Source organism: Bacteriovorax stolpii (assembly GCF_002872415.1).
GTDB lineage: Bacteria > Bdellovibrionota > Bacteriovoracia > Bacteriovoracales > Bacteriovoracaceae > Bacteriovorax > Bacteriovorax stolpii.
On record NZ_CP025704.1, the window covers coordinates 1,743,845 to 1,761,039 of the forward strand.

The window sequence follows — 17,195 nt, forward strand, 5'->3', positions numbered from 1 at the left end:
ATACAATATAAAAATAAATTTTAAGTGTTGCTAGTTAAGCGTGTAGTAAAGTGGGTCAACGGGTGTGCCGTTGACACGAACCTCGTAGTGGACGTGCGGTCCTGTCGAATACCCTGTGTTTCCGACGGTAGCAATTCGATCGCCACGAACAACTTTCTGACCTTTTTTAACTGTAAGAGTAGAAGCGTGACCGTAAATAGTTTCGACCCCGTATCCGTGGTCGATCTGGACAAAGTTCCCAAATCCCGGTTTCGCTCCAGAGTATGTCACGACACCGTCTGCTGGAGCAATGATGGCCGTGCCACTTGGGGCCCCGACATCGATTCCTTCATGCATTTTGATTCTTCCGGCATACGGAGACATTCTTGGACCATAACTTGATGTGAGATGTCCTGCTGCCGGCAGTAGCGTCGGCGTTGAGCGCAGGAATGATTCTTTATCCAGTAAGTGCTGATCGAGTTGATGAACGCGCACTTCAATATCTTTTAAGTAAGAGACGACCACTTCATACTTGTAGTCGAATTCCGCGTAGAGCGGGGCCATGGTTAAACTCTGGCGAGTCAGGAATGACCATTCCTTTGAATAAGAAAAATCGTTGTTCTGCACATAAGCGGTTGCGATTTTTTCTTCGTAACTCTTTTTTGTTTCCTGATATTTTTTATCATCTTCAAACTGCTCAAGCTTCTGCGCCGTTTTAGTCGGCTGTTGTTTGAAGATTCTGATCATTGAACCCGGAGAGTAGTCGCGGTCTGGTTCACCTAAAACATTTGAGCCGTTAGGGCGAGCAGCACTTCCGCTGTCAACTGTTGTCGCTTGAATGGCTTCAAGGCCGGTGATGGCACGAAGTTTTCTTTCAAACACGTTGATGCGCTCAAGATCTTCAGTGATCGAATTGAGCTTCATCTGGAAGAGTTGAACCTGTTCTTTGAGCTGGCGGTTTTCCACCAGAAGGTGTTTGTTTTCGTAGACCTGACTTAAAACGTTCCAGTAGTCATAAGTTAAGATTCCTAAAAGAACCGTGAACGTAATAAAAAGAAACACGATACTTTTAAAAACAAGGCGCGGAATTTTGATCGAACGGACGTCTTTATTTTTTTCCGGAATGATCATTAAAGTGTAATAGCGATCCAATGGGAACTCCAAATGTTTTCACTAGCAGAAAATGTACTTATAAATTGTAAATTTAGAGGGGGCTGATGGCAACTGTTATTGCGCTATGACCAGAATTGCCGTGATATTATCCTGCCCACCATTTTCGTTGGCCTGGGCAATAAGACTCTTTACCACTTGCTCACAGGTTGCTTGCGTAGCTACGGCGGGGTCGGGAATGTGCTTGTTGATGATGTAGAGAATATCTTCGTCACTTACTTTCCCGTGAAGTCCATCTGAGCAGCAAAGAAAGATATCATTTTTGACAACTTTGTAGATGAAGACATCAACATCGACATCGTCTTCAAATCCCACAGTGCGAACGAGAACGTTTTTTTGTGGATCAAGGGCCGCTTGTTCGCGGTTGTAAACGCCGTAATTAAGCTTTTCCTGCACGAGAGAGTGATCGCGTGTAAGCTGGAAAATTTTTTTATTATTAACTAGATAGCCACGTGAATCGCCGACGTTGCCAACGTAAATATTTTGCCCGCGGAAGTAGAAACTAACAATCGTTGTCCCCATCCCAACAAGCTCTGGATGAGTTTCTCCGAAATTCTTAATGGCCCTATTTGATTCCTTAATTGAACCAGTAAGTAGCGGCGTAGGTTCCATTGAAATATTTTTGATCAAGTATTCAGGAAGCGCTTTAACTGCCATCTGCGAAGCGATATCACCACCGTTATGGCCACCCATACCGTCAGCTACTACAAAGAGTTTGTTCTCAAGACTTAAAAAGTAAGCATCTTGGTTACTCTTGCGTTTGCGCCCAATGTCTGTTGCACCTGCAGCTATTAAACCCATTTGTTCGCAAATTCCTAAAAAACGTTGTTTCTATTTATCTATTGTCAGGAAGCCCGGAATTTTTGTCAATTTCATTTTTACACACCGGAGTTTTTTGCTCGGGTTTATATATTTAGGTAAATTTTTGAATCTATGCCATAATTATAAGTGGAAATCGTTAAAAAAGATGGGAGGCCTAATGTCGAAATTAGATATCAATAGATTCATGGATGAGAATTATAAAGTATCAGACTTTTCTCATTTGCACTGGTCAGGTACGTTTCAACAGTACCTGGATTTAGTTACTGAAAATCCAAAAATCACGAGAAACGCTTTCCAGCGTGTTCACGATATGATTATGTCATACGGATCTACTACATATACAGAATACAAAAAAGAAGTTGTTCGTTACCACTTCTTTGATGATCCAATCCAAAACGGAAAAGATGCAGTATTTGGTATCGACGTTCACTTGATGAAACTGGTGAACTTCTTTAAATCTGCAGCAGCAGGATATGGAACTGAAAAACGCGTTCTTCTTCTGCACGGGCCGGTTGGATCGGCAAAATCATCGATTTCAAGAATGATCAAAAAAGGAATTGAACACTACGCGCGCACAGATGCCGGAGCTCTTTTTACTTTCGAATGGTTTGATGAAACAGAATCAGACATTCTTGGTGGAGCGAAAATTTTCCCTTCTCCAATGCACGAAGAGCCCCTTAAGCTTCTTCCGGTAGAAGTAAGAAAACAATTCCTTGAAGAAATCAATAAAGGAAGAAAAGACGGACACAAGATCAACATCAAAGGCGAAGTGTGTCCAGCTGACCGCTACATCCTTGGCGAATACCTGAAAAAATACAACGGTGACTGGAAAAAAGTTCTCAACCACGTTCGCGTGAAGAGACTTCTTCTTTCTGAAAAAGACCGTATCGGTATTGGTACGTTCCAGCCAAAAGATGAGAAGAACCAGGATTCAACAGAATTAACTGGGGATATCAACTACAGAAAAATCGCTCAGTACGGATCGGACTCTGATCCACGTGCGTTTAACTTCGACGGGGAATTCAACATCGCTAACCGCGGGATCGTTGAGTTCATCGAGATGTTAAAACTTGACGTAGCTTTCTTATACGACCTTCTTGGGGCGTCTCAAGAGCAGTCAATTAAACCTAAAAAATTCTCTCAGACTGATATCGATGAAGTTATTCTTGGCCACACAAACGAGCCGGAATTTAGAAAACTTCAGTCTAACGAATTCATGGAAGCCCTAAGAGATAGAACGGTAAAAATCGACGTTCCATACATCACGCGCCTGGATCAGGAAGTCAAAATCTATCAAAAAGATTTCAATGCTGAAAGAATCCCTCACGTGCATATCGCTCCTCACACCATTGAGATGGCAGCGACATGGTCGATTCTAACTCGCTTAGAAGAACCGAAAAAATCTGACCTGACGAAGCTTCAAAAACTTAAACTTTATAACGGAAAAACTCTTCCGGGATACAACGAAGACAACGTTAAAGAGCTTAGAAAAGAAGCTATCCGCGAAGGTCTTGAAGGGATTTCTCCTCGTTACATCCAGGATAAACTTTCAAACTCACTGGTTAAAAACGGCCACGTAGGATGTCTAAACCCATTCATGGTTTTCAACGAACTTGAAAGCGGGCTTAAGCACCACGGTCTGATCAACTCACCTGAGCAGCTTGACCACTACAGAGAAATGCTGGCGATCGCTCGTCAGGAGTATGAAGATACAGTGAAAAATGACGTGCAGAAAGCGATCTCAGTTGATGAGTCAGCGATCCAGACACTTTGTGCAAACTATATCGACAACGTAAAAGCTTATACACAGAAAGAAAAGATTAGAAATAAATACTCTAATAAGTTAGAAGACGCTGATGAGCGATTCATGAGATCGATTGAAGAAAAAATCGATATTCCTGAGTCGAGAAAAGACGACTTCAGAAGAGAAATCATGAACTACATCGGAGCTCTGGCGATCGAAGGTAAAGTTTTTGATTACAAAATGAATGAGCGTCTGCACAGAGCGCTTGAGCTGAAGCTTTTTGAAGACCAAAAAGACTCAATCAAGCTTACAACGATCATTTCTAAAGTTGTGGATAAAGAAACACAAGAGAAGATCGATGTTGTGAAGTCTCGCCTTATTAAAAATCATGGCTACTGTGAAATCTGTGCGACAGACGCACTGAACTTCGTAGCATCGATTTTTGCTAAAGGTGACTCTGCTAAGTCATAAGCTTAACTTTTAAGGGATAGTTAGATGGATCATCCAATTAAAAGAGACCATGCTCGCTTTAGAAAGATTGTTAAAGGAAGAATCCGCGACAATCTAAGAAAGTATGTGTCTAAAGGTGAAATGCCAAGTCCGAAGGGCGACGGGACTTTTAAAATCCCGATGCCCTCGATCGATACACCTCGCTTTAAATTTGGCGACAGAAACCAGGGCGGAATGGGCCAGGGTGAAGGTCAATCGGGTGACCCGGTTGATGGGCAAGAAGGCGATCAACCAGGACAAGGGCAGGAAGTCGGTAACCAGGCCGGAAACAAAGAATTAGAAGTTGATCTTTCTCTAGAAGAGCTGGCTTCAATTCTTGGTGATGAGCTGGCACTTCCACGCATTGAACCCAAAGGAAAGAAGGCCATGCCTTCGGTGACCAATAAGTACACGTCTATTGGGATGACTGGTCCAAATTCATTAAAACATTTTAAACGCACTTATAAAGAAGCGATGAAGCGCCAGATTGCGACGGGGACTTACGATTTTAATGACCCGCGAGTTATCCCGCATAAGCGCGACTTCCGTTACCGCGCCAGTGATGCAAAAGTTGAGTTTGAAAACTCAGCTGTTGTTATCTATATGATGGACGTTTCTGGATCAATGGGTGATGAGCAAAAAGAAATTGTCCGCACGGAGTCTTTCTGGATCAACCTATGGCTTAAGTCTCAGTATAAAGATATTGAAGTCAGATACATCATCCACGATGCCACAGCAAAAGAAGTGGATGAAGAAACATTTTTCAAGACCCGCGAATCGGGAGGAACACTGATTTCCAGTGCGCTTAAACTGTGCCGTGAGATCATTGAAAAAGACTACGACCCATCTGAGTGGAACATTTACCCGTTCCATTTTTCTGATGGTGATAACTGGTCAGCAGACGACACTAAGCTGTGTTTAGAAATCCTGGATCAGGATCTTCTGCCAGCTTCAAACGTTTTTTGCTACGGACAAGTTGAAAGCCGTTACGGTTCCGGGCAATTCTACAAAGACCTTGCCGGCCGCTACGGTGAAGACGATGAGAAAGTGATCCTTTCAAAAATTAAAAATAAGGACGCTATTCTTGATTCAATCAAAGATTTCCTAGGAAAGGGAAAATAAAGAGGAAGACAGATGTCGAGAACCAAGCCACTTGATGGAGAGTTACTAAGAATCAGAGATGAGATCCATGGTTATGCCAAGGAATTCGGACTGGATTTTTATGAAGTTCGCTTTGAAGTTTGCGACTATGACACTATTAACATCCTTGCCGCTCAAGGTGGATTTCCTTCTCGTTACCCGCACTGGCGTTTCGGGATGGACTACGATCAACTTTCTAAAGGCTACGCTTACGGATTACAAAAAATTTACGAGATGGTTATTAACACCAACCCTTGTTATGCCTACCTGTTAAATGCCAATCACCTGGTCGATCAGAAAATTGTTATGGCCCACGTTTATGGGCACGCGGATTTCTTTAAAAACAATGCATGGTTTGCTAACACAGACAGGAACATGCTGGCCGTAATGGCCAACCACGGAACAAAGATCCGTCGTTATATGGAACGTTACGGGCAAAATAGAGTTGAAGAATTCATCGACCGCGTAAACTCAATTGAAAATTTAATTGATGTCGGAATGCTTTTTGAAACTCCAGAAAGCAGAAGACAAAGTGAAGAGCGCATGAAAGTGGCCCGCGAAGAGATCGCGAATCTTTCAGATGACCGCTCAAATGCGCTTAAATCATTTATGCGCTCTAAAGACAGAAAAGAAGGATCTGCTCCTCAACAAGTGATTGAGGAATCGGCCGATCTGCGCGAGAAAAAAATCAATTACCCTCGCGATATTATGCACTACCTTCTGGAAAATGCTCCGTTAGAAGAGTGGGAAGCCGATATCCTGGGGATTCTAAGAGATGAAGCTTACTACTACCTTCCTCAGCGTTTAACAAAAATTATGAATGAAGGCTGGGCAAGTTACTGGCACTCACACATCATGACAACCAGGGCGCTTAAGGCCTCTGAGATCATTGATTACGCCGATCACCATGCAGGCGTTATGGCGATGAGCAGGCAGAACATCAACCCGTATAAAATCGGAATTGAGCTTTATAGAGATATCGAATACCGTTGGAACACAGGCCGCTTCGGAAAAGAATATAACGAATGCGAAGATATGCACTTAAAAGCGAATTGGGACAAAAAATTAGGTCTTGGCCGCCAGAAAATCTTTGAGGTCAGAAGAACTCACAACGACGTAAGTTTTATCGATGAATTCTTTACTCCTGAGTTCTGTGAGCGCCAACAGCTCTTTACTTATAAATTCAATCCACGCACGGGCCGCAATGAAATTGAGACCCGCGATTTCATGGATATCAAAAATAAGCTTCTTTCATCTCTTTCAAACTTCGGTTCACCGGTGATTGAAATTGAAAGCGGAAACTACCAAAACAGGGGAGAGCTTCTGCTTCGCCACGTTCACCGTGGAGTAGACCTGGATTTTGGTTATGCTTCTGATACGCTTAAAAACCTTTATGCTCTTTGGAAGAGACCGGTGAATATCACTAGCCGTCAGGAAGAGCAGAACATCACATTGAGTTTTGACGGGAAAGAATTCAAGCAGACAAAGTAAGGTTAACTCACTTTAGTTTTCCTGATCTTTCCTTGTACTCTTTATCAATTCGAGTAAAATAAATAAAAAAATATTAACTCGTTTTGCTTGAGAGTTTATGCGCACAATCCAATCGACAGGTTTATTGGTTACTCTTTTATTGTCTTCACCACTTTTTGCAGCAAAAACTCCGATTGCTTCTGTTGCAAAGATCCGCGGGAATGTAACGAAGCTTCTTCCTGGCGCTCTTGAGGCCACTGTTCTGGAAGCAGGTGATCAGCTTCCGGAAGATACATCGATTGTTACAGGCCCAAAAAGTTTCGTTAAAATCGTTTTCATTGATAAGTCAGAACTTAATATGGGGCCGGAAAGTAAAATTGTTATTTCCGAAATGAATCCTAATGAACAAGTGGGGATCATCTCCCTTTTAAAAGGAAGAATCAGGACGGAAGTTGAGAAGTCACAAAAACCTAATTCGCAAAACCAGAATAAATTTTATATCAGAACCCGCACCGCTGCTTTAGGTGTGCGCGGGACGGATTTCCAGACGATTTATAATCCTGAAAACCGCATGACTTCGCTTCTAACTTATAAAGGTGCCGTCGCCATGGCCAAGGTTGATGAGAGCACTCACCAGCGTTTTGAAGTTGGTGAAACCAAAGTGGTAAGAGATGATGTAACCAAGGCCCCTGAGCTTCAAAAAATCCCTGGAAAAATCGTCGACGAAAAAATGGAACTTAAAAAAGTTCTCGCTTCAAGTGATGTGGTCATCGTTCCTCCAGGGCAAAGTTCATTTTCTTCGCAGGCCCTGAAGAAATCGTCTCTGCCAGTTAAGATTTCACCAGTGCAATTAAATGCCTTATTTAAAAACACTGAGTTCAATGAAAAGAACCTGGTGAATTTAAAATCAGCACAATTGGATAAGGCGGTGGAGCCGGTGATTGCCGTTGCCCCACAAAGTGCACCGGCCGATGGTCTTTACAATGCTAAAAACGGTGATTTCGCTCCAAGGGCCGGAGGTTTTATTGATGAGGTCACGGGTCTTTACGTTGCTCCGGAAGCAGGTTCAACATTCGATTCAAAAAATGGCGTTTACGTTTCGGATAAGAGCGGTGAGATTGATGCCGATACAGGACAGTATGTGGCACCAAAAGGGCTTGTCCTCGACGCTCAAAAAGGATTTGTGGTTGAAAAAAATGCAGAGGTTAAGCCCGAGCTTCTTGCTTTAAGAGAAGACTTAAACAAGTCTATTGCCCGCGATGTTGTCGTGGGAGATTTAGATGGGGAAGTGGTCATTGCGGCTAAAACCCTGCGAGAGAAATTTATCCGCGACCATGTGAGTTTGATGCTGGGGATGGGCGGAGAAAAAATAAAAGTTAACGATCGTATGGATATGGATGCCGACAAACCTTACAATTTTAATGTTGAATGGCAGATTGCTTCGACAAACCGTTTTGCTCCTCTCTTAGGTTTGTCCTATGGATCAACAGAGTTTGACGATCTTTCTAATCGCGGCTTCTCTCAGGATTCAAAAGCACAGTTTGATATGACTGTGGGGTTAAAATACGCTCTAACTAACAGAGTGGACCTGGTGAGTAAACTTGTTTTAGACCAGTCACTTTATGCTGTTCAGACATCAATGACCCCTGATGTATTCAAACTTAACCGTATCGTCATCACAAAAATTAACCTGGGTGCAACGGCCGAGTTGATGCGTTCAAACCATTTTTCTCTCAATGCTGAATTTTTTGCGAACATGGGATTTAGAAAACGATTTAATGATGCCGTTGTTTCAAAGATCAGCGGTTTTTCATTTAAGTTAATGCCACAATACGCTTTGGATGAGAAGCGATCACTGGCCTTTGGTTTTGTGATGGAAAACGAGTCTGCAAAAGTGGGGACAGGGCTCATTACCAATGATATCAAACGCGAAAAACGCGCACTGGAATTAAAATACACAATGAATCTTTAAATTATTGTGGTGAGATCTTAATGGTCTCACCATCAAGTTCTTCAATGTCAGACTGGTCGATGCTCTTAGCTTCAACCAATGGCTCAATTGTTTTCTTTTCTTTTAGTGAATCCAGAGAAAGTGTCTTATCAGTATAAGTGGCCTCATCCCTTTGAATTGTTTTCCCCAGATTCTCCCACTGGATATACTGCAGAGAAATCCAGCAGCTCATTCCATCAAAAGATTTACATGATTTTTCGGCCGTCTCTTCGGCCTTTCTTTTTTCAGAGCCTACAATAAGGTTGACGTAACTATCCATGATGTTGACTTCAAAAGGTGGCTCATTTTTAAAGGCGATCTTTAAAAGTGTGAGTTCTCTCTGGGCCTCAACAAATCTTTTTTCTCTGATTAAAAAAGCAATTTTAAGCGCCTGTGAGTTTCTTGGATCAAGACTCTTATTGGAAATATTATTTAGCATTGAAAGACCATCGGCCCATTGGTTGAGCAGCCATGAAAGCGGGATAGCGCGCTCAAGCGAGTTTTGCGAGTCCTGCTTTTTTTGCAGGGCCAGGCGGAAGTGACCGAAAGCGAGTTCGTATTCTTTGTTGGCAAGATTGATGTTCCCTTTGATGTTTTCGGCATTGGCAGAGTCGATGTCATCGACGAAGGCCAGGGCCTTTTTCGAATCACCTGAGCGCAGATACATAAAGGCGATAATCTCACGCAGTTTTTTAGACTGGTACGAGCTCTCCGGTAAAAGAGAAATCAAGTTAAGGAGGTCTTTTTCCTTGTTGAGATACAGTCCGGTTTTAAGCCACAGCTTCGACATTTCATCGTCGCTGATGGTGTATTCGATATCAGTGAGCATATTCTTTTTAAGCCCCTGAACGTCATTGGTTTTTAGTTTTATCATCGAATCCAGCCAGAACTGGTCATTCTTAGAAAACTTCATGGTGTAGAACTGGCAGGATTGTTTTTCGCGGTTAATGGCCGCAACATCGTTGACTGCCATGAAGTTAATCAGGCGCAGAAGACAGTTCTGAATAAAATAATTGTTGTTATTAACTTTGGGGTCATCGAGTTCTTTAATCGATTTATCAAAGCGTCCCTGGACAAAATAAATCATCGCCAGGTAGCGCTTTTTTATCGCCATCACCGCACTTTCTTTCTCACTGATTCTTCCCAGGAAAAATTCGGCCAGCTTTAAATCGCCGCTGATCATTTTAAATTTGGCCTTTTGTAAATTGTAGAGATCGACTTGTCTTTGGTTGTTGTCTTTAATCTGATTAGTTTCAGTCAAAGCATCAAGCGAGTATTCTTCGCCCTCAAGGATGATCTCTTTGAGTTCGTCTTCATTGGCCTGAGCATGTGCCTTCATTGGAATAAAACCAACCAGGAGGCTCAGGAATAAAAGGACATATAATGCTTTCATGCTTAATTTTTCGGGTTTTATCCCGATAACTTTAAAAAACTATGAAAGTCCTAAACACAAAACTTGTTGCCGTTTTTCTCTTTGCCTTCTTGGTGCTTCTTCCGAGTGCTTTTGCTTTGGCGCCGGTGGAGAGTTTGGTGTTAGGGAATTTCTCTGATGATTATTCTGAAAATAAAAGTGATCCACTCAACTATGTCTACACCCGTGACCTGTCTCTAAAAAACGCTTCTGTTGAATTAAAGCGTGAGCTCGCTATTTACCGCGGTTTTTACGAGGAAGGAAAAAACACGCTGAACTACTGCCGTGGAGGCAGAGAGATTCGTTATGCGACTGAATGGGAGAAAGTGCAGGTGAAGCGCTCTGTATTGGCGCTTATTCAGTATATCGGCCTGGACTTAACCACCAGAGCGCTTCCTAAGTACGCCAAGGCCCTGGAGTTCACCAGCGATGAATACAACAACATGGTTGAGGGTCTGGTTGGAAACTATTGCTCAACGAATCTTTCCATCATCAGTAAAAAAGAACTCCTGGCCAACTTTCGTTTGAAATTCGACAAGGATAATAATTTTAAGCTTCCAAGTGTGGAAGGGAATCCTTATTTTCCTGATAATCTTTCAAGTTATCTTCCGGAGAAAAAAGCACTGGAGCAGGAGATGCTTTATACAGTGAAGCTTTTTCAGTCGCTTTGTTCGTGGAATGGAAATCCGACTAATCCGGGGCTGATGGTTCCCATCCTGAAAAACCCGGCATTGATGTCATTTATTGCCAGACAAATGTCCAATCAGGATATAGGCTGGAAAGAAATCGACAACTCACTTTTTTTAAAAGAAAACAAAAACACTGCGCAAGTCTGGTGCGAGAACCTGATTTGCAGAAAAGTTTCCCGCGAAGAATTTTTAAATAAGTTCTATTACTCAGTAGGGGGAACAAACATCACTGATGATATCAAACGCCTTTATTGTGAAGAATTCAGAACGGTTGATTATAAACCAAAAGACAGCGATCCAAAACTTGCCAAGATGATGAACAGTATGACTTTTGAAGAAGAGAACTTTATCAATTCACAGTTCATTGCTTTAATCACTGGTGTACCTGACTTTCTTCTGCGTGGGGAAAAGTTCAAATCAGGTGAAGACGTTTTCCGCTCGAGTGTGGATTATACTTGGAACAAATGGGCCCGCGCTCAAAGTGAAACCAATACTCTCGATCTTTATTTCGAAGAGCCGCTTACTCTGGAGCTAATCGACCGCAATCAGTATTACGATTTCCGCTCGGGAAAACTGCGTGTGGCCTTTGATGTTAACCTGGGGGAGTTTGACCGCATCAATCAGCGCGCCGGAAAATTAAAAGTGCAGTTTAAGATCTTTGTACAAAAAAGTTTCCTTGAATACTATCGAACAACGATGAAGAATACTGACTACCGTGATACCGCTGAAAAGACACGCCTTAAAAACCGCTTTAAAATGCAGGTGACTAAGGATGTTCAAGGTGCGCGTGAAAAATTTATCATCCCTCCGTGGAAGGGAGATCTTGAAGCTCTGATCGTCAATGAGTTAACCACTCAGATCCTCGACACACCAGAGAAGCTGCTTAATTTCACAGGCGCCGGCATGTACGAAGTAAACGTAGAAATCAACTATGGCCTCTTTGCATTAAAGTACCTGAATCACCAATTAAATGTGCAAAAGAGTCAAGAAAAACTCCCGAGTAAAAAGTAAAAGAAATGTGACAACAATGGCAGAAATGGTTTAAAATCCTTCATGGCCAAAAAAACAAGCACATCAAAAAATCAGGCATCTAAAAAAGGCGAAGACCACCTTCCGGTGATTCTTCCAAAGACATCTGATGCTTTGGTGGTTCAGAGCATTCTCGAGCACAACCGTGCTAGCGATCTTCCAACAACGACTGACCCACTTACAACTTACGTGCGTGAGATCAGCCGCTATAAACTTCTTTCAAATGAAGAAGAGGAGGCCCTGTTAAAAGAGCTTCAGGAAACCGGTGATATCGAAGTGGCCAAGAAACTTGTTTTGGCCAACCTGAGACTCGTCGTAAAGATTGCCATTGAATACCGTTCGGCCTGGCAAAACGTCATGGACTTGATTCAGGAAGGGAACATCGGTCTGATGAAGGCCGTTTCAAAATACGATGCCACTAAAGGGGCGAAACTTTCTTATTATGCCAGCTGGTGGATCCGTTCATATATTTTAAAATTCATTCTCGATAACTTCCGCCTGGTAAAAATTGGGACGACTAATGAGCAGAAAAAACTCTTTTTCAATCTGATGAAAGAAAAAGAGCGCTTGATTGGTTTGGGGTTTAACCCGGACAATAAGATGATCTCGGAGAGTTTAGGGGTTTCTGAAAAGGCCGTGGCCGTAATGGACCGCCGTCTGGGAAGTTCTGGAAACGAACTTTCTTTAGAGGCCAAAATTGATGAAAATGGCCCAAGCCTTGGCGAAGTCCTGGCCGATAAGGATGAGCTTGCTATCGATGATAAGCTGGCCGACCTTCAAGGGGTAGAGATCTTAAAAGAGCAGCTTCAAAACTTCTTAAGTGGTCTAAAAGAAAGAGATAGAGAGATTTTTGAGATGCGCCTCTTGTCAGAGGTTCCTGCATCGCTTCAGAGCATCGCCGATCAATATGGCGTGTCGCGTGAACGAATCCGTCAGATCGAAGAACGACTGATCGGAAATTTAAAAGTTTACATGTCTGAATTTATCCGCTAAAAGGTTAGAACTATTAAAAAACACCTTTATCTAGGTTTGGGGATTGGCCCCATGCTTGGGCATTGGCGAGGAGACATTATGATTACTGTAGCAGAATCAAAAAAAATCGTAGCTGAGTTCGGAAAAGAATTCGGTTCATCAGAAAAAGACTCAGGATGTACAGCTGTTCAAGTTGCGCTTATCACAACAAGAATCAACAACCTTGCACCTCACTTCGCAGCTAACAAGCACGACTACTCTGGAAACAGAGGTCTTCTAAAGCTAATTGGTCAAAGAAAGAGACTTCTTTCTTACCTAGCTAAGACTGATGACAAAAAATACCAAGCTCTAATTAAGAAACTTGGTCTAAGAAAGTAAAAAAACCAAAAAAGGGAACCTACGGGTTCCCTTTTTGTTTTATATCGTTAAACTATTACTAGAGAAAAGACTTCGAATTTTTGGGTGTAGGAATTTGAAGGATATTTGAAGTTAGTGTCTGTCTTAAACACCACTGCCTTGAAATATCTTTTAAAATCCCTCCCTAAAAAGCACAAAGATCTTTTCCATAACAAAGCACCAATGATGGTGCGTACATGGAGAATTTATGGCTTTAAACAACAAGAAAGAGTACAAAATCAATTACGGTGGTAAGGAAGTTACTATCGAAACTGGAAGACTCGCAAAACAATCAGACGGAGCAGTTTTAGTAAGCTGTAACGGAACTCAGGTTCTCGTTGCTGTTAACTCTGCACGCGAACTAAAAGATGGACAGGATTTCTTTCCACTTCTAGTTGAGTATCAAGAAAAATTCTACGCTGCTGGGAAATTCCTGGGTGGATTCATTAAACGTGAAAACCGTCCTTCAACAGCAGAAATCCTGGCATGTCGACTTATCGACAGACCACTAAGACCTATGTTCCCAAGCGACTACATGTTCGACACTGTTGTAACATGTTCAGTTCTTTCATACAGCGAAACTGGGGATCCAGAAGTTCTAGCGGGTCTAGGAGCATTTGCTGCTATCGCTATTTCAGACATCCCATTTGCAGCACCATTAGGATCAGCAAAAGTTGGTCGTATCGATGGAAAGCTTGTTCTTAACCCTGACCACGCTGACTGGGCAAAATCAGATCTTGAAATCGTTATCGCTGGTTCAAAAGACGCGATTCTAATGGTTGAAGGTGAAGCTCATATCGTTCCAGAAAAAGAAGTTCTTGAGGCGATCAACTTTGGTCACGATCACGTAAAAGAATTCTGTGAACTAGTTGCTAAAATGCAAAAAGAAGTTGGTAAAGCAAAACGTACATACGTTTCAGCTGAAGCGAACACAACTCTATCTAAAAAAGTAAACACAGATTTCTCTGCAGCAGCTCGTGCAGCCTTATCAATCAACGATAAGATGGAACGTCAGGACGCTGTAAGAAACCTTAACAAGAAAGTTGCTGAAGCTATTAAAGCTGACCCAGCTGCATTTGGATTAAAAGACGATAAAGGCGCATCTAAAGAAGCTTATAAAGCAGTAGACGGTCTTCTATACGACATGATGAGAGCGGACATCCTTAACGAAGGAAAGCGTATCGCTGGAAGAAAACTTGATGAAGTAAGAAAGATTGAAACTGAAGTTTCAGTTCTTCAAGCTCCACACGGATCGTCTCTGTTTACTCGTGGTGAAACACAAGTAATGGCGACTGTAACTGTTGGTGGATCTGTTGGTGACCAAATGGCCGACAGAATTTCAGGATTAACTTACGATAAATTCTACCTTCACTATAACTTCCCTGGATTCTCAGTTGGGGAAGCAAAAGGATCACGTGGAGCTGGTAGACGTGAATTAGGTCACGGTAACCTTGCAGAACGCGCGCTTAAAGCAGTTATGCCTTCTCAAGAAACTTTCTCATACACGACGAGAGTTGTGTGTGAAGTTCTAGAGTCAAACGGATCTTCTTCAATGGGGTCAGTATGTTCTGGGTCTCTTGCTCTTATGGATGCAGGGGTTCCTATTAAAGCTCCAGTTGCGGGGATCGCAATGGGTCTAGTCACTGACGGTGGAAAATATAAAGTTTTAACAGATATCCTTGGAGACGAAGATCACCTGGGAGACCTGGACTTTAAAGTTGCTGGAACAAAAGATGGTGTAACAGCTATTCAAATGGATATTAAGATTACAGGTCTTACTCGCGAAATCATCGCTGAAGCGATTGCTCAAGCTCACAAAGGACGTCTACACATCCTTGGTGAAATGGAAAAAACAATCAAGACTCCAAGAGAAGGATTCAAGCCAGGTGTTCCAACAATCATGACAGTTATGATTCCGACAGATAAGATCGGAGCTCTAATCGGACCTGGTGGAAAAAACATCAAGAAGCTTCAAGAAGAATTCAAAGTGACAATTGAAATCACTGAAGAAGGAATGGTTAAGGTTCTTGGATCTGATATGGAAGTTCTAAAAACTGCTATCAGCACAATCAATATGCAAATCAATGGACCAGAAATTGGTTCAGTATACGATGCTCGCGTTGACTCTATTAAAGAATACGGAGCTTTCGTTGACATCGGTTCAGGTGTATCTGGTCTTGTTCACGTTTCAGAAATGTCTGATGACCGTGTTCAAAACCCTGCTGACTACATCTCAGAAGGTGAGACAATTAAAGTTAAGGTTCTTGAAATCGATAAGATGGGAAGAATCAAGCTTTCAGCTAAAGCTGTTGCGTCTCTAAAAAAGAAAGAAGGCAAATAGTGATTACTGTAAAAGTAAAAAAGCTCGAGCATTACGACTCGAGCTTTCCACTACCATCGTATGAAACGACAGGAGCAGCGGGTGCAGACGTACGCGCTTCTCTTGGAAACGGTGAAAAGCTGCTAATAAAACCAGGGGAGCGCGTTTTAATCCCTACAGGTCTTTCAATGGAAATCCCGCACGGGTACGAAATTCAAGTTCGTCCACGTTCAGGGCTTTCATTTAAAACAGGACTTATGGTTTTAAACTCACCAGGGACAATCGACTCAGATTACCGTGGTGAAGTGAAAATCATTTTAGGAAATCTTGGTAAGAATGATGAAGTGATCAATCACGGCGACCGCGTGGCCCAACTGGTGCTTGCACCGGTGACTCAAGCGGCCTATATCGTATCAGAAAGTGAACTTTCTGATACTGCCAGAGGAACCGGCGGATTCGGTTCAACTGGCAGACAATAGAACTTAGATTTTAGGAGATTCAAGGATGAGTTTAAAAATTGATTATAATAATCTCACGAATTCAGCTGACGCTTATGAGAAAGTTAAGAAGCTGATCACTCCTGAGTATATTGAAAAGTTTCAAGTTAAAGCTGACATCAAATACGACGATGCCGGCAAAAAGGTCACAGCAAAAGGATCGGGCTTCACACTGGAGCTATGCTTTTTTGATAAGCACTGTGATGTGGACTTAGACCTCTCGTTTCTTCTTAAGCCTCTTAAAGGCAAAATTTTAGAGAAGATCGAAGGGCAAATTAAAAAGAATTTATAAAAGGAATATATGACATCTCATAAAGTAACCCTTAGACCTGAAGGGAAAGTTGTTGAAGTTGAAGAAGGGAAAAACCTTCTTGCGGCCCTTCGCGAGCAAGACGTTTACGTTAAGTCGAGCTGTGGCGGACACGCGACATGCACGGACTGTATTATTAAAATCGTCTCGGGCGAAGACAACTTAACTCCACCTCCATTTGAGGAGCTGAAGCTTTTAGGAAATGTGTTTCACATCACAAAAGAGCGCCTTGCTTGCCAGACAATGGTAACAGGGGACGTGACGATTGATATTTCAAAACACGATAAGGCCTCTGATGAAGAAAAACTAAGAAGCAAAACTTCTAACTTTTCAAAAAAAAAGCAGGTTCAAACGCGAGTCAGAAAAGAAAGTGACATAGACCGCGCCCGCGCTGAACAAGAAGAAGAGCGCGCTCAATTTGACCGCGACCAAAAACAAAAGAATGATACTTGGCAAAAGCACTGGGAAAAGGAAAAAGACGCAAACGCGCCTAAGAGACTTGCCGGTGGAAAGCGTCCCAAGTTCTTTGACACTGATAAGGTTGACTACGAAAAAGAAACGTACACAAGACCTCTTTCGGCAGAAAAGCAGAAGCTTAGAGATGAGCGTCTTGCGAAGGAAGCTGAGCTAAAGAATGACAAGGAACTAGTGAAGAAATCTCAAGAGATTCCTAAGTCGGACAAAGACTTTAAGAAATTCCGCGGATAGAGAACGCTTCGCGTTTTGACGACGCCTAGAGATGAATTAATACTTAATCTTGTATTAGG

Annotated in this window: 14 protein-coding genes; 11 read left to right on the forward strand and 3 right to left on the reverse strand. The window is 42.3% G+C overall.

All coding sequences use genetic code 11. The features are described 5' to 3' along the window. Positions 1-30: 30 nt before the first annotated feature. On the reverse strand, positions 31-1,131 hold the full coding sequence (locus C0V70_RS08625; RefSeq protein ID WP_102243460.1) for a M23 family metallopeptidase: 1,101 nt from the start codon (positions 1,129-1,131) through the stop codon (positions 31-33). 75 nt (positions 1,132-1,206) lie between these two features. Next, entirely contained in the window at positions 1,207-1,950 is a 744-nt protein-coding gene (locus tag C0V70_RS08630; RefSeq protein WP_102243461.1) for a Stp1/IreP family PP2C-type Ser/Thr phosphatase, read from the reverse strand. A 178-nt stretch (positions 1,951-2,128) separates the two neighbouring features. Between C0V70_RS08630 and C0V70_RS08635 the strand changes: the two genes are divergently transcribed. The 4 genes from C0V70_RS08635 (at position 2,129) to C0V70_RS08650 (ending at position 8,786) form a co-directional block, all read left to right on the forward strand. Further along, on the forward strand, positions 2,129-4,186 hold the full coding sequence (locus C0V70_RS08635; RefSeq protein WP_102243462.1) for a PrkA family serine protein kinase: 2,058 nt from the start codon (positions 2,129-2,131) through the stop codon (positions 4,184-4,186). Positions 4,187-4,210: 24 nt separating this feature from the next. After that, on the forward strand, positions 4,211-5,326 hold the full coding sequence (locus C0V70_RS08640) for a DUF444 family protein (protein WP_102243463.1): 1,116 nt from the start codon (positions 4,211-4,213) through the stop codon (positions 5,324-5,326). Between the two features lie 12 nt (positions 5,327-5,338). Next, a complete protein-coding gene (locus C0V70_RS08645) occupies positions 5,339-6,835 on the forward strand; it encodes a SpoVR family protein (protein WP_102243464.1) in 1,497 nt (498 codons plus the stop codon). A gap of 97 nt (positions 6,836-6,932) precedes the next feature. Next, positions 6,933-8,786: a FecR family protein gene (locus C0V70_RS08650; RefSeq protein ID WP_102243465.1), complete on the forward strand. Its 1,854-nt coding sequence runs from the start codon at positions 6,933-6,935 to the stop codon at positions 8,784-8,786. A 1-nt stretch (position 8,787) separates the two neighbouring features. On the opposite strand, the gene C0V70_RS08655 is transcribed toward C0V70_RS08650, so the two are convergent. Beyond that, positions 8,788-10,197 carry a hypothetical protein gene (locus C0V70_RS08655; protein ID WP_102243466.1) on the reverse strand — a complete coding sequence of 470 codons (1,410 nt, stop codon included), beginning with the start codon at positions 10,195-10,197 and terminating at the stop codon, positions 8,788-8,790. A gap of 41 nt (positions 10,198-10,238) precedes the next feature. Here C0V70_RS08655 and C0V70_RS08660 point away from each other — a divergent pair, with 41 nt between their 5' ends. From C0V70_RS08660 to C0V70_RS08690, 7 genes are all read left to right on the forward strand, one after another. After that, on the forward strand, positions 10,239-11,915 hold the full coding sequence (locus C0V70_RS08660) for a hypothetical protein (protein ID WP_102243467.1): 1,677 nt from the start codon (positions 10,239-10,241) through the stop codon (positions 11,913-11,915). Between the two features lie 42 nt (positions 11,916-11,957). After that, entirely contained in the window at positions 11,958-12,926 is a 969-nt protein-coding gene (locus tag C0V70_RS08665) for an RNA polymerase factor sigma-32 (protein WP_102243468.1), read from the forward strand. A gap of 78 nt (positions 12,927-13,004) precedes the next feature. Beyond that, the gene (gene rpsO, locus C0V70_RS08670; protein ID WP_185902995.1) at positions 13,005-13,283 is read left to right on the forward strand and encodes a 30S ribosomal protein S15; all 279 of its coding nucleotides are present in this window, start codon (positions 13,005-13,007) and stop codon (positions 13,281-13,283) included. A gap of 226 nt (positions 13,284-13,509) precedes the next feature. Continuing rightward, positions 13,510-15,642 (forward strand): polyribonucleotide nucleotidyltransferase, encoded by a 2,133-nt coding sequence (gene pnp, locus C0V70_RS08675; RefSeq protein WP_102243469.1) that lies wholly within the window; start codon positions 13,510-13,512, stop codon positions 15,640-15,642. After that, a complete protein-coding gene (gene dut / locus C0V70_RS08680) occupies positions 15,642-16,100 on the forward strand; it encodes a dUTP diphosphatase (RefSeq protein ID WP_102243470.1) in 459 nt (152 codons plus the stop codon). The genes pnp and dut overlap by 1 nt, the downstream gene beginning before the upstream one ends. 25 nt (positions 16,101-16,125) lie before the next feature. Continuing rightward, positions 16,126-16,410 (forward strand): polyhydroxyalkanoic acid system family protein, encoded by a 285-nt coding sequence (locus C0V70_RS08685; protein ID WP_102243471.1) that lies wholly within the window; start codon positions 16,126-16,128, stop codon positions 16,408-16,410. Between the two features lie 9 nt (positions 16,411-16,419). Continuing rightward, positions 16,420-17,136, forward strand: coding sequence for a 2Fe-2S iron-sulfur cluster binding domain-containing protein (locus C0V70_RS08690; RefSeq protein WP_102243472.1), 717 nt, complete (start codon positions 16,420-16,422; stop codon positions 17,134-17,136). The last annotated feature ends 59 nt before the right edge of the window (positions 17,137-17,195 follow it).

Bases quoted from the DNA above. Each gene is read 5' to 3' on its own strand.
- pnp (WP_102243469.1), top strand. From the start codon at position 13,510: ATGGCTTTAAACAACAAGAAAGAGTACAAAATCAATTACGGTGGTAAG.
- C0V70_RS08660 (WP_102243467.1), top strand. From the start codon at position 10,239: ATGAAAGTCCTAAACACAAAACTTGTTGCCGTTTTTCTCTTTGCCTTC.
- C0V70_RS08645 (WP_102243464.1), top strand. From the start codon at position 5,339: ATGTCGAGAACCAAGCCACTTGATGGAGAGTTACTAAGAATCAGAGAT.
- C0V70_RS08690 (WP_102243472.1), top strand. From the start codon at position 16,420: ATGACATCTCATAAAGTAACCCTTAGACCTGAAGGGAAAGTTGTTGAA.
- C0V70_RS08685 (WP_102243471.1), top strand. From the start codon at position 16,126: ATGAGTTTAAAAATTGATTATAATAATCTCACGAATTCAGCTGACGCT.
- C0V70_RS08640 (WP_102243463.1), top strand. From the start codon at position 4,211: ATGGATCATCCAATTAAAAGAGACCATGCTCGCTTTAGAAAGATTGTT.
- C0V70_RS08630 (WP_102243461.1), bottom strand. From the start codon at position 1,950: ATGGGTTTAATAGCTGCAGGTGCAACAGACATTGGGCGCAAACGCAAG.
- C0V70_RS08665 (WP_102243468.1), top strand. From the start codon at position 11,958: ATGGCCAAAAAAACAAGCACATCAAAAAATCAGGCATCTAAAAAAGGC.
- C0V70_RS08655 (WP_102243466.1), bottom strand. From the start codon at position 10,197: ATGAAAGCATTATATGTCCTTTTATTCCTGAGCCTCCTGGTTGGTTTT.
- rpsO (WP_185902995.1), top strand. From the start codon at position 13,005: ATGATTACTGTAGCAGAATCAAAAAAAATCGTAGCTGAGTTCGGAAAA.
- C0V70_RS08635 (WP_102243462.1), top strand. From the start codon at position 2,129: ATGTCGAAATTAGATATCAATAGATTCATGGATGAGAATTATAAAGTA.
- C0V70_RS08650 (WP_102243465.1), top strand. From the start codon at position 6,933: ATGCGCACAATCCAATCGACAGGTTTATTGGTTACTCTTTTATTGTCT.